This is a genomic window from Streptomyces sp. NRRL F-2664 (assembly GCF_000719345.1).
Lineage (GTDB): Bacteria > Actinomycetota > Actinomycetes > Streptomycetales > Streptomycetaceae > Streptomyces.
In genome coordinates, this window is record NZ_JOFX01000044.1 from 23272 (window position 1) to 44761 (window position 21490).

Annotated in this window: 24 protein-coding genes and 1 pseudogene; 14 read left to right on the forward strand and 11 right to left on the reverse strand. The window is 71.0% G+C overall.

The genetic code is table 11. The annotated features are described in order from the left end of the window. Nucleotides 1–20: 20 nt before the first annotated feature. Both IF89_RS0129325 and IF89_RS0129330 read left to right on the forward strand, forming a co-directional pair. On the forward strand, nt 21–611 hold the full coding sequence (locus IF89_RS0129325; RefSeq protein WP_030774529.1) for a hypothetical protein: 591 nt from the start codon (nt 21–23) through the stop codon (nt 609–611). Between the two features lie 3 nt (nt 612–614). Then, nucleotides 615–1253 (forward strand): OmpA family protein, encoded by a 639-nt coding sequence (locus tag IF89_RS0129330; protein ID WP_030774532.1) that lies wholly within the window; start codon nt 615–617, stop codon nt 1251–1253. Here IF89_RS0129330 and IF89_RS0129335 read toward each other — a convergent pair whose 3' ends face one another. From IF89_RS0129335 to IF89_RS0129345, 3 genes and pseudogenes are all read right to left on the reverse strand, one after another. Beyond that, nucleotides 1254–1610, reverse strand: coding sequence for an SCO4225 family membrane protein (locus IF89_RS0129335; protein ID WP_030774536.1), 357 nt, complete (start codon nt 1608–1610; stop codon nt 1254–1256). It lies immediately after the preceding gene. A 130-nt stretch (nt 1611–1740) separates the two neighbouring features. After that, nucleotides 1741–2053: pseudogene (locus tag IF89_RS38415) on the reverse strand (carboxymuconolactone decarboxylase family protein); the annotation flags it as partial. Between the two features lie 96 nt (nt 2054–2149). Continuing rightward, nucleotides 2150–2683 (reverse strand): TetR/AcrR family transcriptional regulator, encoded by a 534-nt coding sequence (locus IF89_RS0129345; RefSeq protein ID WP_030774538.1) that lies wholly within the window; start codon nt 2681–2683, stop codon nt 2150–2152. A 147-nt stretch (nt 2684–2830) separates the two neighbouring features. Between IF89_RS0129345 and IF89_RS0129350 the strand changes: the two genes are divergently transcribed. The 3 genes from IF89_RS0129350 (at nt 2831) to IF89_RS0129360 (ending at nt 4781) form a co-directional block, all read left to right on the forward strand. Continuing rightward, a complete protein-coding gene (locus IF89_RS0129350) occupies nt 2831–3244 on the forward strand; it encodes a nuclear transport factor 2 family protein (RefSeq protein WP_030774540.1) in 414 nt (137 codons plus the stop codon). 149 nt (nt 3245–3393) lie between these two features. Continuing rightward, nucleotides 3394–4269: an alpha/beta fold hydrolase gene (locus tag IF89_RS0129355; RefSeq protein ID WP_063831363.1), complete on the forward strand. Its 876-nt coding sequence runs from the start codon at nt 3394–3396 to the stop codon at nt 4267–4269. Nucleotides 4270–4469: 200 nt separating this feature from the next. Next, complete coding sequence (locus tag IF89_RS0129360) at nt 4470–4781, forward strand: hypothetical protein (protein WP_030774544.1); 312 nt, start codon at nt 4470–4472, stop codon at nt 4779–4781. A gap of 21 nt (nt 4782–4802) precedes the next feature. On the opposite strand, the gene IF89_RS0129365 is transcribed toward IF89_RS0129360, so the two are convergent. Continuing rightward, nucleotides 4803–5384, reverse strand: a complete 582-nt coding sequence (locus IF89_RS0129365; RefSeq protein WP_030774546.1) for a TetR/AcrR family transcriptional regulator — start codon at nt 5382–5384, stop codon at nt 4803–4805. 125 nt (nt 5385–5509) lie between these two features. Here IF89_RS0129365 and IF89_RS0129370 point away from each other — a divergent pair, with 125 nt between their 5' ends. After that, nucleotides 5510–7099, forward strand: coding sequence for an MDR family MFS transporter (locus IF89_RS0129370; protein WP_030774549.1), 1590 nt, complete (start codon nt 5510–5512; stop codon nt 7097–7099). A gap of 213 nt (nt 7100–7312) precedes the next feature. Next, a complete protein-coding gene (locus tag IF89_RS0129375; protein ID WP_030774550.1) occupies nt 7313–7642 on the forward strand; it encodes a hypothetical protein in 330 nt (109 codons plus the stop codon). Between the two features lie 9 nt (nt 7643–7651). On the opposite strand, the gene IF89_RS0129380 is transcribed toward IF89_RS0129375, so the two are convergent. After that, complete coding sequence (locus IF89_RS0129380; RefSeq protein WP_030774551.1) at nt 7652–8785, reverse strand: EstA family serine hydrolase; 1134 nt, start codon at nt 8783–8785, stop codon at nt 7652–7654. Nucleotides 8786–8929: 144 nt separating this feature from the next. Between IF89_RS0129380 and IF89_RS0129385 the strand changes: the two genes are divergently transcribed. Further along, nucleotides 8930–9556, forward strand: a complete 627-nt coding sequence (locus IF89_RS0129385) for a hypothetical protein (protein ID WP_030774552.1) — start codon at nt 8930–8932, stop codon at nt 9554–9556. A 166-nt stretch (nt 9557–9722) separates the two neighbouring features. Here the strand turns inward: IF89_RS0129385 and IF89_RS0129390 are convergent, their stop codons facing one another. The 3 genes from IF89_RS0129390 to IF89_RS0129400 form a co-directional block, all read right to left on the reverse strand. After that, nucleotides 9723–11009, reverse strand: a complete 1287-nt coding sequence (locus IF89_RS0129390; RefSeq protein ID WP_030774553.1) for an extracellular solute-binding protein — start codon at nt 11007–11009, stop codon at nt 9723–9725. A 303-nt stretch (nt 11010–11312) separates the two neighbouring features. Then, nucleotides 11313–11930 carry an SMI1/KNR4 family protein gene (locus IF89_RS0129395; RefSeq protein ID WP_030774555.1) on the reverse strand — a complete coding sequence of 206 codons (618 nt, stop codon included), beginning with the start codon at nt 11928–11930 and terminating at the stop codon, nt 11313–11315. A 59-nt stretch (nt 11931–11989) separates the two neighbouring features. Then, nucleotides 11990–12346, reverse strand: coding sequence for a DUF192 domain-containing protein (locus tag IF89_RS0129400; RefSeq protein WP_030774557.1), 357 nt, complete (start codon nt 12344–12346; stop codon nt 11990–11992). Between the two features lie 35 nt (nt 12347–12381). Between IF89_RS0129400 and IF89_RS0129405 the strand changes: the two genes are divergently transcribed. After that, complete coding sequence (locus IF89_RS0129405) at nt 12382–13131, forward strand: prepilin peptidase (RefSeq protein WP_030774559.1); 750 nt, start codon at nt 12382–12384, stop codon at nt 13129–13131. Between the two features lie 141 nt (nt 13132–13272). Here IF89_RS0129405 and mgrA read toward each other — a convergent pair whose 3' ends face one another. Continuing rightward, nucleotides 13273–14310: an L-glyceraldehyde 3-phosphate reductase gene (mgrA, locus tag IF89_RS0129410; RefSeq protein WP_030774560.1), complete on the reverse strand. Its 1038-nt coding sequence runs from the start codon at nt 14308–14310 to the stop codon at nt 13273–13275. A 125-nt stretch (nt 14311–14435) separates the two neighbouring features. On the opposite strand from mgrA, the gene IF89_RS0129415 reads away from it, so the two are divergent. The 5 genes from IF89_RS0129415 to IF89_RS44795 all read left to right on the forward strand — a co-directional run bounded on the left by IF89_RS0129415 (nt 14436) and on the right by IF89_RS44795 (nt 20203). Continuing rightward, nucleotides 14436–15197: an isoprenyl transferase gene (locus IF89_RS0129415; protein WP_030774562.1), complete on the forward strand. Its 762-nt coding sequence runs from the start codon at nt 14436–14438 to the stop codon at nt 15195–15197. A gap of 312 nt (nt 15198–15509) precedes the next feature. After that, nucleotides 15510–16826: a PhoH family protein gene (locus IF89_RS0129420; protein WP_030774564.1), complete on the forward strand. Its 1317-nt coding sequence runs from the start codon at nt 15510–15512 to the stop codon at nt 16824–16826. Nucleotides 16827–17271: 445 nt separating this feature from the next. Next, on the forward strand, nt 17272–17964 hold the full coding sequence (locus IF89_RS0129425; RefSeq protein ID WP_030774566.1) for a transglycosylase SLT domain-containing protein: 693 nt from the start codon (nt 17272–17274) through the stop codon (nt 17962–17964). Between the two features lie 133 nt (nt 17965–18097). Beyond that, entirely contained in the window at nt 18098–19474 is a 1377-nt protein-coding gene (locus IF89_RS0129430; protein WP_030774567.1) for an AI-2E family transporter, read from the forward strand. A gap of 36 nt (nt 19475–19510) precedes the next feature. Beyond that, the gene (locus IF89_RS44795) at nt 19511–20203 is read left to right on the forward strand and encodes a hypothetical protein (RefSeq protein ID WP_030774570.1); all 693 of its coding nucleotides are present in this window, start codon (nt 19511–19513) and stop codon (nt 20201–20203) included. Nucleotides 20204–20267: 64 nt separating this feature from the next. Here IF89_RS44795 and IF89_RS0129440 read toward each other — a convergent pair whose 3' ends face one another. Both IF89_RS0129440 and IF89_RS0129445 read right to left on the reverse strand, forming a co-directional pair. Continuing rightward, nucleotides 20268–20804 carry an alkyl hydroperoxide reductase gene (locus IF89_RS0129440; RefSeq protein ID WP_030774572.1) on the reverse strand — a complete coding sequence of 179 codons (537 nt, stop codon included), beginning with the start codon at nt 20802–20804 and terminating at the stop codon, nt 20268–20270. 3 nt (nt 20805–20807) lie between these two features. After that, nucleotides 20808–21362 carry a peroxiredoxin gene (locus tag IF89_RS0129445; RefSeq protein ID WP_030774574.1) on the reverse strand — a complete coding sequence of 185 codons (555 nt, stop codon included), beginning with the start codon at nt 21360–21362 and terminating at the stop codon, nt 20808–20810. Nucleotides 21363–21490: the final 128 nt, after the last annotated feature.

The window sequence follows — 21490 nt, forward strand, 5'->3', positions numbered from 1 at the left end:
AGACAAGGAAGCGTTCATAGATGAGCATTCGGCGCATGGTGAGGGTCCGTGCGGGGATGGCCGTCGCGGGTGCGGCGGTCATGGTCGTCACGTTGGCCGGGTGCGGTGGTGACAGCGACGGCAAGTCGGCCGAGCCGCAGAAGTCCGCGACCGCGCAGTCCGGGGGAACGGCGTCCCAGAAGGCGGCACCGAGCACCAGTCAGGGCTCGGAGCCGGCCGCAGTCATCGCCACGCTGAACGGGCAGGCGGGCATGGCGTTGGAGATCAACTCGGTGCAGCGGGATCCGGGTGGCTTCCTCACCGTCTCCGGCCAGCTCAAGAACACCGGCAGTCAGTCGTACAAGGACACCGTTGCCTGGCGCGGCATCGAACTCAAGGGGACCGGGGAGTCCGTCGCTGGTGCGACGCTCGTGGACAAGGCGGGGAAGAAGCGCTACTACGTGCTTCGGGACACGGAGTCCAGGTGTCTGTGCACGACGGGCGTCTCCAGCGTCGACGCCGGCCAGGTAATCCCGTTCTTCGCCCAGTTCCCAGCACCGCCGAGCTCAACCAGTGAGGTGGAATTCAGCCTCCCGACCTTTGCCACGGCCACCGTCAAAATCTCTGGGTGACCCATGACCACACGCCACCGTGCCGTAGCCGCCACCGCAGTCACCGCACTCGTCATCGCCGGAGGGCACCTCGTCGGGGCCACCGCCGCCCACGCCGATGACGTGAAGCCGTCCGTGCCGCCCGGCACGGAACCGTCCGCATCGGCCCCCGTGGCGATCGACTCCAACGCTCCGGGGTTGAAGATCCCGCAGGGCGGCACCCTCGCGCCGGTCAAGGTGCTGGACATCGCCGAGGTCGTCGAGGACCTCGGCGGGGAGCAGCGGCGGCAGGAGACCAACGAGACCGTGATGATGGCGCTGCAGTCCGAGGTGCTGTTCCCCGAGGACAGTGCCGTCTTCAACGCGCAGGCGGCCGCCCGGATCCAGGCCATCGGGAACGAGATCAACCAGTCCAAGGCGACCCGCATCCGGGTCTTCGGTTTCACCGACGACCAGGGCAGCTACGAGCACGGCAAGGAGCTGTCCAAGCAGCGGGCCGATGCCGTGCACAACGAGCTGGCGAAGACCGTGACGAATCCGAGCGTCGTCTTCGACGTCCGCGGCTACAGCGAGGACTACCCGATCGCGGACAACAGCACCGAGGAAGGCCGCAAGAAGAACCGCCGCGTGGAGATCACCTTCCCGCGCGGCGCCACCGGCTAGTCAGCCCGCCTGCGGGGCGGAAGGGGTGGTTCGCGGCCGCCGCCGGAGGCGGCCGCGGGAGGCCTCCACGATCGTGCCCAGGACGAGCGACTGCGCCAGTACGCACAGGACGAGCTCGGTGAGGAAGAGCCACGTCCCCGGCTGGCCGCCGGCCCCCGGCGCCGGCGGCCCGTGGACCGTGGACACGAACAGGAACAGCGGGAACGCGAACAGTGCGGGCAGCACCCACACGAAGCCGGGGTCGGGGGCGAAGAGCGTGACGGCCGTCGCGATGGCCACCGCGATACCGACGAGCCCCAGGTAGATCACCGAAGCCGGGTTCGCGAAGGTCAGGCGGACGAGCGTGCGAGCGGTCATCGGTTCTCCCCGGTGGTGTGTGGACCGCCTCCATGGTCGACAGGGGTCCGGGGCCCTGTCGTGAGTACGCGTACCCGGGCCGGCGCGGTCCGCCGGGTGCGCGTACTCGGAGCGGTGGCAGGGCGCCGCCCTACGGTGCTGGGGCGGAGTGGGAGGGTCGGCCGAACCGGCCCGGCCGGTAGTCGCCCGCCGGCTGCTGGACGCTCACGTTCATCCGGTCGTAGGCGTTGATCAGCGCGATCAGGGACACCCGTGCGGCCAGCCGGTCCTCGTCGTAGTGTCGGCGGCGTTCGCCCACGCCTCGTCCGTGGCCCCGCCGGCCGCGTCGGCGATGCGCGTCCCCTGCTCGGTCAGTTCCAGGGCAGCCCGCTCGGCGGCGGTGAACACCTTCGCCTCGCGCCAGGCCGCGATCAGGTGCCGCGCTGCGCGGACTCCCCGGCGTACACGGTGCTCCTTGCCGTGAGGCGGTTGCACAGCACCGACCCGGCCCGCCGTGCGGATGTGACGGCTCTTCCGCGCATCGCTGGAGTGCACCTGCGTCACTGCTCTCGGAGGAGCAGCTCCGCGACCTCGCGCGCCCTGCGGGCCGGCTCCGGGCCGGGGCTCAGCGCGGCGACCGCGGTGGCGCCCTCGACCAGGACGAGGAGCTGGTCGGCGAGTGCCGGCGGCGCGCCGAGCGGGGCGAGTTCGCGGAGCAGGGCGTGCAGTTCGGCCTTGTGGGTGCGGACCACCTCCGGAGCGGCGGTGCCCAGCTCCCCGTACGCGTTGAGGAACGCGCAGCCCCGGAAGTCCGGCTCCGCGAACCAGCGACCCAGCCAGTCGAAGACGGCCAGGACGGGGGGTTCGTCCGACGCGGCCACCGCCGCGCGCAGGTCGGCCGTCCATCGCCGGTCACGGCGTTCCAGGTAGGCGGTCACGAGGGATTCCTTCGCCGGGTACAGCCGGTAGAGGCGCTTGAGCGGCACGCCGGACGCGGTGCGGATGCGGTCCATGCCCACCGCCTGGATGCCGTGGCGGTAGAACAGCTCCTCCGCCGCGTCCAGCAGTCGCGCGCGTGCCTCTTCGTCGTCCATGCAGGCAGGGTAGCGGGACGCCCTTGCGGTGAGAACGATCGTTCTCCTAGGGTGGGGGGCCGGCGAGGGGAGAACGATCGTTCTCCCGATCCCTGCGCCATGCCGCTGTCCCTCCCGCTGTGCCGTGGCCCGTCGAAAGGAAGCGCCATGACCACCCGTCCGCCCCTCCCGCCCTTCACCGACGAGACCGCCCGAGCCAAGGTCCGGGCCGCCGAGGAAGCCTGGAACAGCCGCGACCCCGAGCGCGTCGCCCTCGCGTACACCGAGGACTCCGTCTGGCGCAACCGCGACCGCTTCCTGACCGGCCGGGACGAGATCCGCGCGTTCCTCACCGACAAGTGGGAGCGCGAGCTCGATTACCGGCTGCGCAAGGAGCTGTGGGCCCACACCGGCAACCGCATCTCCGTCCGCTTCGAGTACGAGTGGCACGACGCCTCCGGCCAGTGGTGGCGCAGCCACGGCAACGAGCAGTGGGAGTTCGCCGACGACGGCCTGATGCGCCGCCGCGAGGCCAGCATCAACGACGTTCCGATCACCGCCGCAGAACGCCGTATTCGCTGACCTCTTTCTGACTGCCGCCTGCCCCTGTCGGCGAGCGCGGCCCGACAAGGCACTTGGCGAGCTCCCCCTCTTCGAGGATGATCAAGGCTTGACGGGGAGGCCCGGCACGGCGCCGGTCGGCAGGACCCCGGGCGGCAGGGGGACCACGCATGGCGCGGACGCGGGTGAACGGCGTCGACCTCTTCTACGAGATCCACGGCGACGGCGACGGGGATCCGCTGGTGCTCGTCCACGGCTCCTGGACCGACCACCACAGCTGGCACGCCGTCCTGCCGCACCTCACCCGCACCCACCGCGTACTCGTCTACGACCGCCGCGGCCACAGCCGGAGCGAGCGTCCGCCGGGCCAGGGCACCCGTACCCAGGACGAGGACGACCTGGCGGCGCTCATCGAGATGCTCGGCGCCCCGGTCCACGTGGCCGCGAGTTCCTTCGGCGGGTCGGTCGCCCTCGGCCTCGCCGCGCGGCGCCCCGAACTGCTGCGCAGCCTGGCCGTCCACGAGCCGCCCCTGACCGCCGTCGTGGCCGGTGACCCTGAGCTCGACCGGCTGATACGGGAGGCGCAGACCCCCATCGACGCCCTCATGGCGCAGGTCCGCGCCGGCGACTCCGAGGCGGGGGCGCGCCGGTTCGTCGAAGAGGTCGTCTTCGGGCCGGGAGCGTGGGAGGCGATGCCCGACCCGGTCAGGCGGACGTTCGTCACCAACGCCCCGACGGCGGCGGACGAGCAGGGGGACCCGGACTGGAACACCGTCGACCTCGCCCGCCTCGGCGGCTACACCGGCCCGGCGATGCTGAGCAGGGGCACCGACAGCCCGCCGTGGTTCGGCGCGATCGTGGAGCGCCTGGCGCAGGTGATACCGGCCGCGCAGGCGCGCACCCTGGACGGCGAGGGCCACGTCCCCCACCTGACGGCCCCGCACCGCTACGCCGAGCACCTCCTCGCCTTCCTCGCCTCCACCGCCTCCCGGGCGGCCGGCCGGCCGGGCACGGAGCAGGCGTTCGGGTCGGGTGACCAGGAGTAGGGCGGGAACGCCCGGTGGATGGCATGAGCTGTGGTCGAAGGGAGCGGGGTCCCAGTGACCGACCGGACCGCATCCGTCGAGCGGGGCGGGGAGTTCGTACGGGACGACGCAGGGGGCCTCGACCCGACCGGGGTGTCCTTCCGTCCGGGAACCCGCAGGGGAACCTGAGCACCCCGCCCTTCCGGGCGCTCGGCGAGACGGTGCTCGACGCCCTGGACGCCAGGGGCCGTGCCTCGTACTACGCCGTCGTCGGAAGCCGAACTCCCGTCCTGCGGCGTCGCGTCGTGCGGGGCGAGCGCCACGACGAAGCGTTCGGTTCGGACCTGCGCCGGGAGCCGACGGACCGGCTCCCGGAGACGGAAGAGGCCGTCGAGGGCGCAGGCCTGGTCGCGCTGGACGAGATCGCCGCGGCCGAGCTCATCGGCGATGCGGTATGCAGGGCGTCCCACCGGGCTGTCGGGCCGCGCGGGCGGCCCGGGGCGCCGTCGCCCTCAGGATGGCGCCGGCGGTGACTCGCGCGACCCCATGGGGGTTCACGCCTCCTCGTCGTGCGCCTGCGTGATGAGGTCCGTGGCGACCTCCAGGGCGGCCAGGCGGGTCTCCTCCGGGTCGCCCTCGACGTGCTGGAGGAACATCATCCCGGCATGCAGGGTGAAGAGGGCGCTGACGCAGCGCACCTGGTCCGTCAGTGGGCCGTCCTCCGTGCGCAGGAGCTCCACCAGGCGGAACAGCCGCTTCTTCACCGTCTCGCCGATGCTCAGCTCGCGCGTCGTCGCCTGGTTCTCCTGCATGAAGCGGTACAGCGCCGCCCCCGCCGCCATCGCCTCGCTGTAGCGGCGCAGCACCTCGCGCTTGGTCTCCAGGGTGCGCGGCTGCTGCTCCGCCCACTTGATCAGCTCGTCGATGGGACGCGTGACGTCCTCGAAGAGGCTGATGATGATGTCTTCCTTGGTCTTGAAGTGGTAGTACAGCGCCGCCTTCGTGACCTCCAGGCGCTCCGCGATCTCGCGCAGCGACGTCTTCTCGTAGCCCTGCTCGACGAAGAGCTCCAGTGCGACGTCCTGGATGCGCTGGCGCGTGTCGCCACGACGGCGCTGCGGACTGCTGCTGGACATGACTCTCCTCGATGACTTACTTGACGCCCGGCAAGTTACGGGTCTACGGTCCCCAGTGTAGTGAACTAGCCGGTCGGCAAGTAAGTGCCGATCCGGCAGGCGGTGCCCAGGGGAGTGGACAGGAAATGGTGGAGACAAGCAAGCCCGCGCAGCCCTCGCCGGGGGTGAAGCCGCGCAGCGTGCGGGTCGTCCTCATGGCGCTCATGATCGCAATGCTGCTCGCGATGCTCGACAACATGATCATCGGCACGGCGATGCCCACCATCGTCGGTGAGCTCGGCGGCCTGGAGCACCTGTCCTGGGTGGTGACCGCCTACACCCTCGCGACCGCCGCCTCCACCCCCATCTGGGGCAAGATCGGCGACCTGTACGGCCGGAAGGGCTCCTTCCTCACCTCCATCGTCATCTTCCTGATCGGCTCCGCGCTCAGCGGCATGGCCCAGGACATGGGCCAGCTCATCGGCTTCCGCGCCGTCCAGGGCCTCGGCGCCGGCGGTCTGATGGTCGGCGTCATGGCGATCATCGGCGACCTGATCCCGCCCCGCGAACGCGGCAAGTACCAGGGCATGATGGCCGGCGTGATGGCCCTCGCCATGATCGGCGGCCCGCTCGTCGGCGGTACCATCACCGACCACATGGGCTGGCGCTGGTCCTTCTACATCAACCTGCCCCTCGGTGCGGTGGCCCTGGCCATGGTGACCGCCGTCCTGCACCTGCCCCGGCACGCCGAGCGGCAGCGCCCCAAGATCGATTACCTCGGTGCCGCCCTGCTCACCGTCGCCATCACCTCCACCGTCCTCGTCACCACCTGGGGCGGCAACGAGTACGCGTGGGGTTCCGCCCAGATCCTCGGCCTCATCGCCGTCGGCGTGCTGTCGACCGCCGCCTTCCTCCACGCCGAGACCAGGGCGGCCGAGCCCGTCATGCCGCTGCACATCTTCCGCAGCCGCAACTTCACCCTCATGTCCGTGATCGGATTCCTGGTCGGCTTCGCCATGTTCGGCGGCGTGCTCTACCTCCCGCTCTTCCAGCAGTCGGTCCAGGGCGCCTCCGCCACCAACTCGGGCCTGCTGCTCCTGCCCATGCTGCTCTCGATGATGGCCGTTTCGCTCATCGCCGGGCGCGTCACCACCAACAGCGGCAAGTACAAGATGTTCCCCATCATCGGGGGCGCGCTCATGGTCGTCGGCATGTTCCTGCTCGCGACCATGGACACGGGGACCTCCCGCCTCGTCTCCGGCCTCTACATGGCGGTCCTCGGAGCCGGGCTCGGCTTCCTCATGCAGATCACCATGCTCGTCGCGCAGAACAGCGTCGACATGAAGGACATGGGCGTCGCGTCCTCGTCGGCGACCCTCTTCCGCACCCTCGGCGGCTCCTTCGGCGTGGCGCTGATGGGCTCGCTCTTCACTTCCCGGGTCACCGACACCATGTCCGAGCGCCTGGGCCCGGAGGCCGCCGGAGCCGCGGGTTCCGCCCAGTTGGACGCCGCGAGCCTGGCCAAGCTGCCGGAGGCCGTCCGCGAGGCCTACCAGCATGCGGTGGCCGCCGGCACGCACTCCGCGTTCCTGCTCGGCGCGGCCGTCGCCGTACTGGGCTTCCTGGCCGCCTGGTTCGTCAAGGAGGTCCCGCTGCGGGGCGCCGGCCCGGCTGCCGCCGCGACCGTCGCCGACGGGAAGTCCGCCCCCTCGGCACAGGAGCCCGTCGCACACTGACCCCCGCACCGGCGATCGGCGGCCCCGGCGGACGCATCGTCCACCGGGGCCGGGCCGTGCTCCGCCGAACCTTGTCCCGCGGAACCTCTCCTGACACGCCGTCCGCCGCGCGAACGGGTGAGGGTCGCCCACGCGGCCCCGGCCGCGTTGTTACCTGGTCGCGCACGGACGCCCGTACGACCGTATGCCGGTACGCCCGACCAGGAGGCTCCAGTGGCCATCGCCCCCGCCGAACTGTCCGACCCCGTGGTCGGCGCCCTCGTCGCCGCCGTCAACGCGCACGACAAGGACGCCTTCCTGAAGCTGCTGACCGCCGACGCGACCATGTCCGACGACGGATCCGAGCGCGACCTCCACCACTGGATCGACCGGGAGATCTTCGACTCCGGCGGCCACATGGACGTCCAGTCCGAGTCCGACGACGGCCACGCCCTCGTCGTCGACTACCGCAACGACACCTGGGGCGGGATGCGGACCCTCTGGCGCTTCACCCTCGCCCCCGGCGGGGACCGCATCAGCCGCTTCGAGACCGGCCAGGCCTGACGGCCCGACTCACAGTCCGCGCACCGCATCCAACACCGCCGCCGTCAGGCGCTCGTTCTCCGGGGCGATCCCGCCCGGGAAGCCGAAGCGGCGGCGCGTGTACCCGTACGCGATCCCCGTCGCCGGGTCGGCGAAGCCCTGACCGCCCGCCGCGCCGCAGTGCCCGAAGGCCAGCGGCCCGACCGCCGGCTGCCGTTCGAAGCCCAGCCCGAAGTGGTCCGTCTCCCCGGTCAGGAGCTCCTGGCCGGGTGTGTGCAGCCGCGCGAACTCGGCGGCCGTCTCCGCCTTCAGCAGCGCCTCCCGGCCCCCCACCGGGCCGATCGCCGCCGCGTACAGGCCCGCGACGCCGCGCGCCGAGCCGATGCCGCCCGCCGAGGCCGGGCCGAGTTCCCGGGTCCGGGGATGGTTGGCGTGGGCGACCAGGTCCATGGGCGGCTCCCGGTGCCAGTTGAAGGCCACCGCCAGCAGGTCCGGCACCGGTCCGGCCGCCGCCTGCACCTCGGCCTGCTCGGGCGTCGGCAGCATCTCCAGGACCGGCTTCCAGCGGCCCTCCTGCGAGGCCGGAAGCCCCATGTACAGGTCCAGCCCGTACGGGGCCCGCACCCGCTCCTCGTACACCTCCTGCAGCGACCTGCCCGTCACGCGCCGCACCACCTCGCCCGTCAGGGCACCGATCACGAAGGCGTGGTAGCCGTACCCCGACCCCGGCTCCCAGTACGGCTTCTGCCCGGCCAGCCGGGCGGCGATCAGCGCGTCGTCCGCGATCTCGTCGTAGTCGAAGCCCCCGTCCACACCGATCAGCCCCGCCTGGTGGCTGATCAGCCCGCGCAGCGTCAGCCGCTCCTTGCCCTCCCCGGTGAACTCCGGCCAGTACGCCGACACCGGCCGGTCCAGCTCCAGCGTGCCGTCCTGCACCAGCAGCGCCACGACCAGGTGCGCGGCACCCTTCGTGATCGAGAAGACTCCGCTCAGCGTGTCGCCGTCGGTGTCCTCGCCGGCCCACAGATCGACGACGCGCCGACCGCGGTGGTGCACGGCGAGCTGTGCCTCGGGCGCGTGCGGCTCGCCCGCGGCGATCGCCTCGAACTCCTCCCGTACCCGCTCCCACCCGGCCGCCACCGTGCCGTTCACGTCCACGCCCATCGCTTCCCCCCTCGGATCGCACCGTCGTTCCGCAGCTCCCGAACCCGAGTGGATCACCGGATATTCCGGCCGCCGGAGGCTCCCGTACGGGTGAAAGGCCGGACCCCGTCGTTCCGGCCGGCGCCGGGGGCCGTTGGTCCGGACATGAAGCGCACCCGCACCGCCGCTCTCGCCCTCGCCGCGGCCGCCGCCGCCCTCGCACCCGTTCTCGTCCAGCAGGCCACCGCGGCGGAGGGGCCGTACCTCCAGGACCCGGCGGGCGGCGAGAAGAGCATGAAGTCGATGTGGACCGAAGACGAGATGCACAAGGTGGAGGGGCAGCTCCGTTTCCACCCCGGGGTCCAGTACAAGACGGTCACCCGTCCCGGCCACCCCGCTGCACCCGACCACGAACGCAGGTCCGGCGACCCCGACACGCTGGCGTGGGAGCCGTCGTACGAGTTCGCCTGGTCGGTGTCGGACTCGACGGTGCTGAAGAAGGCGGTGACGGTCAAGGAGGGGACGCACCCGATCGTCGTGCACGCCGTACTGCGGCGCGCGAACGGGTCGTCCAAGGTCGCGGAGGTCCGCAAGGAGCTGCAGGACAGGCCCGCGACGGGCCGCGAGAAGGTCGCGGGCGGCAGGCGGATCGCCTGCGACACCGGTGAGTACACGGTGGAGTGGTCGGTGACGCGGTCGGGCTACGGAACGCTCACGGGCTCCCTGCGCTGGGACTCCAGCTGCGAGCAGTACCGGACGGCCTTCGCCCGGGACCACGGCAAGCAGCGCTGAGACTCCCGTCGGGGACCGGCCGCCCCGCGCACCTCGTGAGTGCTCGGCGGGCGACTGGGCCGCGGCCTTGGATCAAGTGCCGTAGGGGCCATGGTGCCGCACGGGGTGGTCCGCGGCACGCGTCGAACGCCCCGTGTCGTCGGGGACTTCGGGGCTCTGGGTGCGCTCAGTGCTTCTTCGCGGCCTGCGCGGCCTGCGCCGCGATGTCCTCCAGGACGGCCTTGGGGTCGCCCGTCGGTTCCACGGCGCGCCCGATGTTGCGCTTGATGGTGTCGCTGACCGTCACCCACGACGGGTCGTTGACCGGGTAGAGCTGCGCGCCGCGCAGCGCGTTCAGGAACTGCTGGTCGTTCTTGTCGAGCCCGCCGCCGGCCGGGGTGCGCGAGGCGGACACGGTGGACGGGAGCAGGTGGTAGCGGTCGGCGAAGTCCGAGAGGTTCTTGTCCTGGTAGACGAAGTCCAGGAACTTCCCGATCCGGGCGCGGTTGCCGTTCTGCTTGAAGGCCATCATCCAGTCGGCCACGCCGACGGCCGGCGGGGTCTCCCCCCTGCCGAGGTCGTCCGAGACGGGCATGGTGGTGGTGACCACACCGATGCCCTTGGCCCGCGCCTCATGGGCGAGCGAGGGGTAGCCGTTGAGCATGCCGACCTCGCCCCGCGTGAACGCGGCGAAGGCGTCCGCCCGGTTCAGCTGGGACGGCGCCGTCGGGCCGGTGTACCCGGTCGCGACCATGTTCTCCTTGACCCACTGCCAGGTCTTGACGTTCTGGTCCGAGGCGAGGCTGTAGTTGCCGCTGCTGTCGGCGTAGCCGCCGCCGTTGCTCAGCTCCCAGATCATCGCCTCGGCGTGCGCCTCCTCGGGCCCCAGCGGCAGGGCGTAGGGGTACTTCACGCCCTTGTCCTTCAGCGCCTTGGCGGCGGCCTTGAGGTCGGACCAGGTCTTCGGGGCCTCCTTGATCCCGGCCTTCGCGAACAGCGCCTCGTTGTAGAAGAGCAGTCGGCTGCTCGCCACGAAGGGCAGGCCGTAGAGGGTGCTGCCCACCGAGCCGGCATCGGCCAGCGGCTGGAGGAAATTCGCCTCGGCCGTCACCGAGAGGAGTTCGTCCGCCGGATAGAGCTCGCCCCGGGCGGCGAAGTCCGAGTAGGAGCCCATGAGTGCCATGTCCGGCGCCTCGCCGGCCTTGACCATACGGGAGACCTCGCGGTCGATGTCGGCCCACGGCAGGAGCTGGACCTCGACCTTGATTCCCGGATTCTCCGCGGTGAAATCAGCCGTCACCTTGTCCCAGAAGGGCTTGGAACTGGTGGCCGGACCGTCACCGTATTCGGCGGCGACCAGCCGCAGCGTACCGCCGTCACCTGCGCCGTCTCCGGATCCGCCGCATCCGGACAGTGGTATCAGCAGACCGAGCACGGCCGCGGTGGCGGTCGTGCCGTAAATTCTCCGTCGCACGGGTGTATTCCCCTGGATTTCTTTTGTCGCTTGTTATTACTTATGAGTCGCTCCGGGCCGGGTGATCCCTCGATGGCCCGTTGGCCGGAATTCTCTCCCAGAGCAGGGGCGGTTGTTTCCACGGGGGGCGTACTTGTGTCCGATGCTCCAACAGCCGCTTTTCGTATTGGTGTTTTCCGATATGCGGTAGGGAAAGCGGACGCGCGTAGACATGCGAAAAAGCCCGCCTCCGGTCGGGAAGCGGGCTCGGTTTCGAGTGGGCGCGGGGGTGGTGGCACCCGCGGGGGCGTGGCGGCCGGCCGGTCAGCCGGCGAACTCGCCGGCGTACGGGTCGGGGTCGCCCGTCTCCGGATTGCGGCCCTCCTGCCACCGCCGCTGCGCCTTGCGCCAGTGCACGAAGCTCAGGTGGCCCCCGTCCCAGAAGGTGATGCTGACCGGGCTCACGTCGAACTCGTCGGAGCAGAGCCGGTGGAGGAACTCGGCCATGCCGTACGGGTACACGGCGAAGGCGTCGGCGGTGTGGCGGCCGCACACCAGGACCGGCCAGCGGTCCGGGTCGGGGTCGCAGGTCAGCCAGCACAGGATGTCGGAACCGCCGGTGACGCCCCAGGCGATGATCGACTCCGGGTCCACCTCGAAGGCCGAGCGGCCGCCCTCCGCCGCCCACAGCTGCCGGGCGTTGTCCGTCTCCTCGGCCATCTCCGCCGGATCCCACTGGAGGCCCGGTGTGGGCAGCGGCAGCAGGATGCTGGCCTCGCCGTTGATGGAGCCGGCCCCGAACCGGCCCATGAACGCGACGAAGTCCGCCGGGAACCGGGTCCCCCAAGCCGCCTCGGCCGCGGGCCAGTCGATGTCCTCGTCGGCGCCGTGCGTCGCCGGCATGATCTGCTCCAGCGCCTTGACCCGCGCGTTCTCCGTCATGCCGCTCCCCTGTTGCCCCAGCTCAGCCGCCCCAACCTACTGCGGCGCGGAGCCACCTCCTACGGGGTGTCCACGACCAGCGTGGTGCCGGCCGTCAGGCCCCAACCCGCCATGGCGCCCGCCGCCGCCTCCAGGACGTGCCGGGCGCGCGGCCGCGGCAGCCCGATCCGGCCGGGGGCCATGGTGACCACGGTGAGCACGCGCAGGTGCCGGTCCAGGTACGCCACGTCGATCGCGAACCGCATCCGGAAGGTGTGCACGCTCGCCGCCGGGGTCAGCAGCATCGCCCCGTCGATCCCGTCCCGGCCGAGCAGCCCGCGCGTCCTCGCCCGGTAGGAGGCGGCGACCTCCAGCGGGATCCGGGTGGGGTCCGTACCGACCCGCAGTGCCGCGGGACCGTCATGCCAGTGCGCCATGGCGGCCACCCTAGGGGAACGCCTACGGTCGCCGGATGGGTGTGGTCGTGATCGTTCTCGCCGCCGGGTACGGAGTGGCCGCCGGGCTGCTGCTGCCGCGCGCGGCGCACCGGCTGTCCGTGCAACCGGGGGAGCCCTGGAGGCAGCGCTGTCCGCAGGGGCATCCGCTGCGCGGCTGGCTGGGCCCGGCCCGCTGCCGGCCGCTTCGCGGGCGGCCCGCCACGAGCGGCGCCGCCCACGCCTACGGGCCGTCCGCCGTGCTCCCCGCCGCCCTCACCGGCGGCGTCTGCGCCCTGATCGCGGCGGCGGTCGGGGTTCGGCCCGAAGTGGTCGCGTACGCGGGAGCGGCCCCGCTCCTGGTGCTGCTCGCCCTCGTCGACCGGGCCGTGCACCGGCTGCCCGACGTACTGACCCTGCCGCTCGCGGCGGGCACGGCGGTCCTGCTCGGCCTGGCCGCCCTGCTGCCGGGCTCGGCAGGGTCCTGGCGGCTCGCCCTGCTCGGCGGGGCCGCGCTCGGGGCGGCGTACCTGGTGCTCCATCTGGTCAACCCGGCCGGCATGGGCTTCGGCGACGTCAAGCTCGCGCTCTCGCTGGGCGTCGCTCTTGGGTGGTACGGGTGGGGGGTATGGGCCGCAGGCGCCTTCCTCGGTCTGCTCTACGGCTCGCTGTACGGGCTGACGCTGCTCCTGCGCGGCTCCGCGAGCCGTGAGCAGGGATTCGCCTTCGGCCCCTTCATGGCGGCGGGAGCCCTCACCGGAGTGCTGCTGGGTGGTTTCGGAGCGTAATCATGGCGCGCCGATGCACGCAGCATGCTTTACGAAGGGTTATGGTGGAACCCCCCCTCGGGCCGGTCCGTATCCCCCCCACGGACCGGCCCGTTTTTCGTTCCCCCGTTCCCTGTATGGGGGTTGGGGCGAAAAAGCAGGTCAGCCGCGCTGGGCCCAGATGTTCGTGCCGGGTGTGGACACCGCGAAGGAGTCGATCTCCTTCAGCTCCTCCTCGGAGAGCGGCGCGCCGGCCAGGGCCGCCACGTTCTGCTCCAGCTGCCGGACGCTCGACGCGCCGATCAGCGCCGACGTCATCCGCTCGTCGCGCAGCACCCACGTGAGCGCGAGCTGGGCCAGCGACTGGCCGCGACGGGACGCGATCTCGTTCAGCCCGGCCAGCCGGCGCAGTACGTCGTCCGACAGCAGGTCCGGGTCGAGCGACTTGCCCTGCGCGGCCCGCGAGCCGGCCGGGATCCCCTGGAGGTACTTGTCGGTCAGCAGGCCCTGGGCGAGCGGCGCGAAGGAGATGCAGCCCATGCCGGCGTCCTCCAGGGCGTCCAGCAGGCCGTCCTCCTCCGTCCAGCGGTTGATCATGGAGTAGGACGGCTGGTGGATCAGCGGGCGCACGCCCATCTCGCGCAGGATCCGGACGGCCTCGGCCGTCTGCTCGGCCGTGTAGGAGGAGACGCCGACGTACAGCGCCTTGCCCTGCTGGACCGCGGACGCGAGCGCGCCCATGGTCTCTTCCAGCGGCGTCTGCGGGTCGAAGCGGTGCGAGTAGAAGATGTCGACGTAGTCGACGCCCATCCGCTTCAGCGAGGCGTCGAGCGAGCTGAGCAGGTACTTGCGGCTGCCCCACTCGCCGTACGGCCCGGGGTGCATCAGGTAGCCGGCCTTCGTCGACAGGATCAGCTCGTCGCGGTAGGGCGCGAAGTCCTGCGCGAAGATCTTGCCGAAGTTCAGCTCGGCCGAGCCGGGCGGCGGGCCGTAGTTGTTCGCGAGGTCGAAGTGGGTGACGCCGAGGTCGAAGGCGCGGCGCAGGATCGCCCGCTGGGACTCCAGCGACCGGTCGTCGCCGAAGTTGTGCCAGAGGCCGAGGGAGACGGCGGGCAGCTTGAGGCCGCTGTGGCCGGTGCGCCGGTACTCCATGGAGTCGTAGCGCGAGGACTCTGCCCGATAGGGATTGGTATCAGTCACGTTGTCCTCCCTATCACGGAGTTGTGACAGACCGAGTTGGGTACCCCATCCCGCCGCGCAGTAATGTGGCGCACTCGGGGGACCGCAATTCGCACGGGGCCATCGCACGGAGGGGCTGGAAGATCGTGAAGCTGCGCGACCTGGTGTACAGGCTTTATGCACGCCGGGTGGAGGGCCGCCTCGACCACGACGCGGCACCCAAGCACATCGGCGTCATCCTGGACGGCAACCGCCGCTGGGCGAAGGCGTCCGGAGGCACGACGGAGCAGGGCCACCAGGCCGGAGCGGACAAGATCTCCGAGATGCTCGGCTGGTGCACCGAGACGGACGTCGAGGTCGTCACCCTGTGGATGCTCTCCACGGACAATCTGGACCGGCCCGAGGTCGAGCTCCGCCCGCTGCTGAACATCATCGAGAACACCGTGCGGGGCCTCGCCGCGGACGGCCGCTGGCGCGTCCACCACGTGGGCAACCTGGACATCCTGCCGGCCGGCACGCAGCAGGTCCTGAAGGAGGCCGAGCAGGCCACCCACGACGTCGACGGGATACTCGTCAACGTCGCCGTCGGCTACGGCGGCCGCCAGGAGATCGCCGACGCGGTCCGCTCGCTGCTGCTGGAGCACGCGCAGAAGGGCACCTCCTTCGAGGAGCTCGCCGAGATCCTCGACATCGACCACATCGCCGAGCACCTCTACACCCGCGGCCAGCCCGACCCGGACCTCGTCATCCGCACCAGCGGCGAGCAGCGGCTGTCCGGATTCATGTTGTGGCAGAGCGCGCACTCCGAGTACTACTTCTGCGAGGTCTTCTGGCCGGCCTTCCGCAAGGTCGACTTCCTGCGGGCCCTGCGCGACTACGCGGCCCGCCACCGGCGCTACGGCACCTGATACCCCGTAGGCCCCGCCGCTCCCGGCGGCCCCTCCGCCCGAAGCCTTCACCAGGGATTCACCGAGCGTCCGTCATATGCCATGGCATGTCCTGGCCTGTTCGGGGAATATCCCTTTCAGGTCGATGCCCGATCCACGGGTGTCGAGTCTCAGCGGACGGCATGGGGCCGTCCGCCCGGGAGGCCCTTTGCACCAGGACGCACGTGCGGTTCGCACGGACGCAGTGGAGGGCCGGAAATCGGCCCTGGCATGGGTGCCGATGACCGGTCCGGTCTTCATGGCCCGACCTCTTCCGAGGGGGTACGTCCTTCCGTGGTGACCAGCACTAAGCGCCGCCTGTCCGACAGGCGGACCTACGTCCTCGACACCAGCGTCCTGCTGGCAGACCCCAATGCGATCTCCCGCTTCGACGAGCACGAGGTCGTGCTCCCGATCGTGGTGATCACCGAGCTGGAGGCGAAGAGGCACCATCCCGAACTCGGCTACTTCGCGCGTCAGGCCCTGCGCCTGCTCGACGACTTCCGGGTCCGCAACGGTCGCCTGGACGCCCCCATCCCGCTGGGAGATCTGGGCGGCACGCTCCGCGTCGAACTCAACCACTCCGACCCGGGCGTCCTGCCCGCCGGCTTCCGTCTGGGGGACAACGACTCGCGGATCCTCGCGGTCGCCCGCAACCTGCAGGCCGAGGGCTACGACGTCACGGTCGTCTCGAAGGATCTGCCCCTGCGCATCAAGGCCTCCTCCGTGGGCCTCATCGCGGAGGAGTACCGCGCGGAACTCGCCATCACCGATGGCGGCTGGACCGGCATGAGCGAGATCGGCCTCTCCGGCGAGCAGGTCGACCTCCTCTACTCGGAGGAGCGCCTCCACATCCCCGAGGCCGCCGAACTGCCCGTGCACACCGGGCTGGTCCTGCAGTCCGAGCGAGGCAAGGCCCTGGGCAGGGTCACCGCCGACGGCAACGTCAAGCTCGTACGGGGCGACCGCGACGCCTTCGGCCTGCACGGCCGCAGCGCCGAACAGCGCATCGCGCTGGACCTGCTCCTCGACCCGGAGATCGGGATCATCTCGATGGGCGGCCGGGCCGGCACCGGCAAGTCGGCGCTGGCGCTCTGCGCGGGCCTGGAGGCGGTGCTGGAGCGCAGGCAGCACCAGAAGGTGATGGTCTTCCGGCCGCTGTACGCGGTGGGCGGCCAGGACCTCGGCTACCTGCCCGGCGACGCCTCCGAGAAGATGAGCCCCTGGGCGCAGGCGGTCTTCGACACCCTCTCGGCGGTCGCCGGGCGCGAGGTCATCGAGGAGGTGCTCAACCGGGGGATGCTGGAGGTCCTGCCGCTCACGCACATCCGCGGCCGCTCGCTCCACGACGCCTTCGTGATCGTGGACGAGGCGCAGTCGCTGGAGCGCAACGTCCTGCTGACCGTTCTGTCGCGGATCGGGGCCAATTCACGGGTGGTTCTCACCCATGACGTCGCCCAGCGGGACAACCTGCGCGTCGGCCGGTACGACGGAGTGGTCGCCGTCGTCGAGAAGCTGAAGGGGCATCCGCTCTTCGCACACGTCACGTTGACGCGATCCGAGCGCTCCCCGATCGCCGCCCTGGTCACCGAGATGCTGGAGAACCTCTGACCCCGGTGAGGCCGCGATCCGGTCCGACCGGTCGGTCGAATCGGTCATACGCCCCATAGCGGGAAGGCGAGTTGGCGCCGCCCGGCAAAGGCCCCAGAGCCTAGCCGGGCGGCGTCGTGCTGCACAGCCCTTTGCGGAAAGAGAGGGCGACATGCCAGGTGTGACCTTTCCCACGCAGCGGAGAATTGCCTTGCGGTGTCGAGGTCCGGCAGAGTCTGGTTTCCGTCAGGCCCCGCATACGGCACACCTGTATCTCCCGTGAGGTACGCGCAGCACCACAACTCCACAGCCGATGGCCGTATGCCGCCCGGAGTTTCACACGGCAGCCCCCGCAGGGGAGTTGCCGCGGGCCAGCGCCTCCAGTGACCGTCGCACCACGGAGGCCAGAGTCGAGGGCACTTTTGCGCCCGCGCGGTCACTGCGGACGCTGCTGGAAGGACACCGTGTGAGCCGGATCTCGGTCCGGGGGTTCGCAGTGGCTTCGGCCACCGCGGTCACCACCGTCGGCGCAGTCGTGGGCGTTGCCACCGGCGACCCCACGAACGATCTCGAGACGACCGCGTCCGGGGCGACCCTCCTCGCGGACATCCCGGTCGGCGACCAGGCGCAGGTCCAGAGCGCTTCCCTGACGCAGCAGGCCGACACCATCGCCCACGCCGCCGACGCCGACGCCAAGCGCTCGGCCGAGGAAGCCGCCCGCCTGCAGGCCGCCGAGGACGCCAAGTCCAAGAAGGCCGAGGCGCAGAAGGCCGCCGAGGAGAAGGCGAAGAAGGAACGCGAGGCGAAGGAGATCGCCAGTCGCTCCGCCGCCCGCGACGCCGGCGACTTCGCCGTCCAGAGCTCCTACACGGTCGCCCAGGTCAAGGCCATCGCCCAGCAGATGGTCCCGGCCGGCCAGTTCCAGTGCTTCTCGAACATCATCAACCAGGAGTCCACCTGGAACTACCTGGCCGTCAACAAGTCCTCCGGGGCGTACGGTCTGGTCCAGGCGCTCCCGGGTTCGAAGATGGCCTCGGCCGGCGCGGACTGGCGCACCAACCCCGCCACCCAGATCAAGTGGGGCCTGAACTACATGGAGGACCGCTACGGCGGCCCCTGCGCCGCGTGGAGCTTCCACCAGGCCAACGGCTGGTACTGACCGGCCGCCGCCGCACCGCGGCACCACAGCTCGTCCCGGGCAGCCCCGCACCGTCGTACGGTGCGGGGCTGCTCGCGTGTACGGTCATCGGGGTGTGCCCGGTAGATCGGGGGGACGGGGGAAGGAAGCGGACATGGCGAAGAGAGAAGGCTGGCTCGGCCGGCTGGGCAACAGACTGAACGCGATGGAGGCGCGGCTCAACGAGCGGCGCGCCGAGGTCGAGGCCGAGACCGGCGGCGACGTGCCCGCGCGGCCGGGCCGGACGGACCAGGCGGCCGCGGGGCCCTCCGACGCCCCGCCCTCGCAGACGCAGCCCGCGGCGGATCGGGCCGCCCCCGTCCGCTACGAGCGCCCCGAGCGGCCCGAACCGGCGAGCGTCATCCCCTGGGGCATGCGCGTCGCCGCCGAGGCCAGCTGGCGGCTGCTGCTGCTCGCCGGGATGCTCTGGGTGCTGATGAAGGTGATCAGCGAGGTCCGCCTCGTCGTCCTCGCCTTCGCGGCCGCCATGCTCGTCACCGCCATGCTCCAGCCCTTCGTCGTCCGGCTGCGCCGACTGGGCATGCCGCGCGGCCCGGCCACCGCCGTCACCGCGGTCCTCGGCTTCGTCGTCATCGGGCTCGTCGGCTGGTTCGTGGTCTGGCAGGTCATGGAGAACCTCGACGACCTCTCCGACCGGGTCCGCGACGGCATCGACGAACTCAAACTCTGGGCACTGGACAGTCCGTTCCACGTGACCGAGAAGCAGATCAACGACATCGCGAAGAACCTCAGCGAGACCATCGGTACCAACACCGAGCAGATCACCTCCGCCGGACTCCAGGGCGTGACGGTCCTCGTCGAGATCCTCACGGGCATGCTGCTCGCGATGTTCTCGACGCTGTTCCTGCTCTACGACGGCAAGCGGATCTGGAACTGGGCGCTGGGCCTGGTTCCGGCCGCCGCCCGCGCCGGCGTCGCCGGGGCCGGTCCGCGCGCCTGGCGCACGCTGACCGCGTACGTCCGCGGCACGGTCATCGTCGCCCTCATCGACGCCATCTTCATCGGCCTCGGGCTGTACGTCCTGGACGTGCCGATGGCAGTGCCGCTGGCCGTCTTCATCTTCCTGTTCGCCTTCATCCCGCTGGTCGGCGCCGTCATCTCGGGTGCCCTCGCCGTGGTCGTGGCGCTCGTGACCCAGGGCGTGTTCACCGCCCTGATGGCGCTGCTGGTGGTGCTGGCGGTGCAGCAGATCGAGGGACACGTCCTCCAGCCCTTCATCCTCGGCCGGGCGGTACGGGTGCACCCGCTCGCTGTGGTGCTCGCGGTGGCCGCCGGCGGCATGGTCGCGGGCATCGGCGGGGCGGTGGTGGCCGTCCCGCTGGTGGCCGTCACGAACACGGTGGTGGGCTACCTGAGGGCGTACTCGCGCGACCAGAACCACCTCGGGGCCGCCGTGGCCGGCCCCCCACCGCACGGAGCGACGGCGCTGGGCCTGGGCCCCGACGCCGACGAGGACCGCCCCGGCCCCTGACCAGGGCCGGACCGGCAGGACGACGAGGGGGACGACATGATCACAGATCCGGAGTACGACGGGGCGTGGCAGACCGGCCGCGCGGCGGGGCAGGAGGACCGTCCCGAGGAACTCGCCTCGTACGGACGGCGGGAGGACGCCCCGGGGGCGCGCCGGCCGTGGCTGTGGGCGCTGGGCGGGGCGGTGGCCGCCTCCGCGGTGTGGGCGGGCGGGCTGTTCGCCTTCGGGGACCGGCTCGCCGCACCGGAGATCTCGTACCGGGCGACGGAGAACCTGTGCGAGGACTTCGAGGCACGGGCGCTGAGCGGGATCGCGGGGAACCTGCACCGGCACCGGCCGATGAACCAGCAGAACGACCACCCGGCGGTGCGCGGGGCCATCTGCGTGCTGCAGAACGGTGAGTCCGTGTCGACCCTCACCGTGCGGGCACAGGTGGACCTGCACCGGAAGACCGACCCGCAGGCGGAGTTCGACGTACCGTCGCTCGGGCTCGCCGCCGAGATCGGATGGGGCCGCACGGAGGCGGTCCAGGGGCTCGGCGAGCGCGCCGTGCTCCAGGTGTCCCCCGGAGGCGCGGTGGTCCGGCTCAAGGTGCTGGACGGTGGTGCGGTGTTCACGGTCGGGGTGCACGGCACCGGCACCGGCCACAGCGCCCCGGCCGATGCCGAGGCGATCCAGGCGGCGCTCATCGAGGACACGCGTGCGCTGTCGGCGGCGCTCAAGCAGTAAGGGGACGTGCAGGGGCCCCGCGACCGGGATCGGTCGCGGGGCCCCTGCCGTCGTACGGATGCCGTTACTCGGCGGCGAGGGCCGCCTCGGCGTCGAGGGTGACCGCCACGGCCTGGATCACCGAGGCGATCTTGAAGGCCTCCTGGATCGTCTCGCGGTCGACGCCCGCCTTGCGCAGGACCTGCTCGTGCGAGTCCAGGCACTGGCCGCAGCCGTTGATCGCGGAGACCGCGAGCGACCACAGTTCGAAGTCGATCTTCTCCACGCCCGGGTTGCCGATGACGTTCATCCGCAGGCCGGCGCGCAGCGTGCCGTACTCCGGGTCGGAGAGCAGGTGCCGCGTGCGGTAGAAGACGTTGTTCATCGCCATGACCGCGGCGGCGGACTTGGCGGCGGTGTACGCCTCCGGCGAGAGGTTCGCCTTCGCCTCCGGCTCCAGCTCACGCAGGACGCGCGGGGAGCGGGCGGCGATCGCGCACGCCAGGACGGTGCCCCACAGCTGCTGCTGCGGCAGGTCGCTGTTGCCTATGACCGAACCGAGGTTCAGCTTCAGGTCCTTGGCGAAGTCCGGGACGGACGCCTTGAGCGAGTCGAGGGACATCCGTCACTCACCGGCCAGCAGCGCGCCGGCGTCGATCGTGGCGTCGCCCTTGTTCCAGTTGCAGGGGCACAGCTCGTCGGTCTGCAGGGCGTCGAGGACCCGCAGGACCTCCTTGGGGTTACGGCCCACGGAACCGGCGGTCACCATGGAGAACTGGATCTCGTTGTTCGGGTCGACGATGAAGACGGCACGCATCGGCAGGCCGTCCTCGCCGAGGATGCCCAGCTCGGCGGAGAGCTCGCGCTTGATGTCCGACATCATCGGGAAGGGCAGGTCGCGCAGGTCGGCGTGGTCCTTGCGCCAGGCGTGGTGCACGTACTCGGAGTCGAGGGAGAAGCCGAGGACCTGCGCGTCACGGTCGGCGAACTCGTCGTTCAGCTTGCCGAAGGCGGCGATCTCCGTGGGGCACACGAAGGTGAAGTCCAGCGGCCACGCGAAGACGACCTTCCACTTGCCCTCGTAGGTCTTGTGGTCGATCTGCGCGAACTCGGATCCGGCCTCGAGCGAGACGCAGGCGGTCAGGTCGAAGGCGGGGAACTTGTCACCAACAGTGAGCACGCGCTCTCCTTGTTCAAGAGGAAACACCCCTTTTGGGGGCATTCCAACGGGGTTGGACGTGTCTCACATGCTGGCACAACCTGCATTGATTGTGGAAATAGCTAGTCTTGCTTCGGGTGATCGGAGGT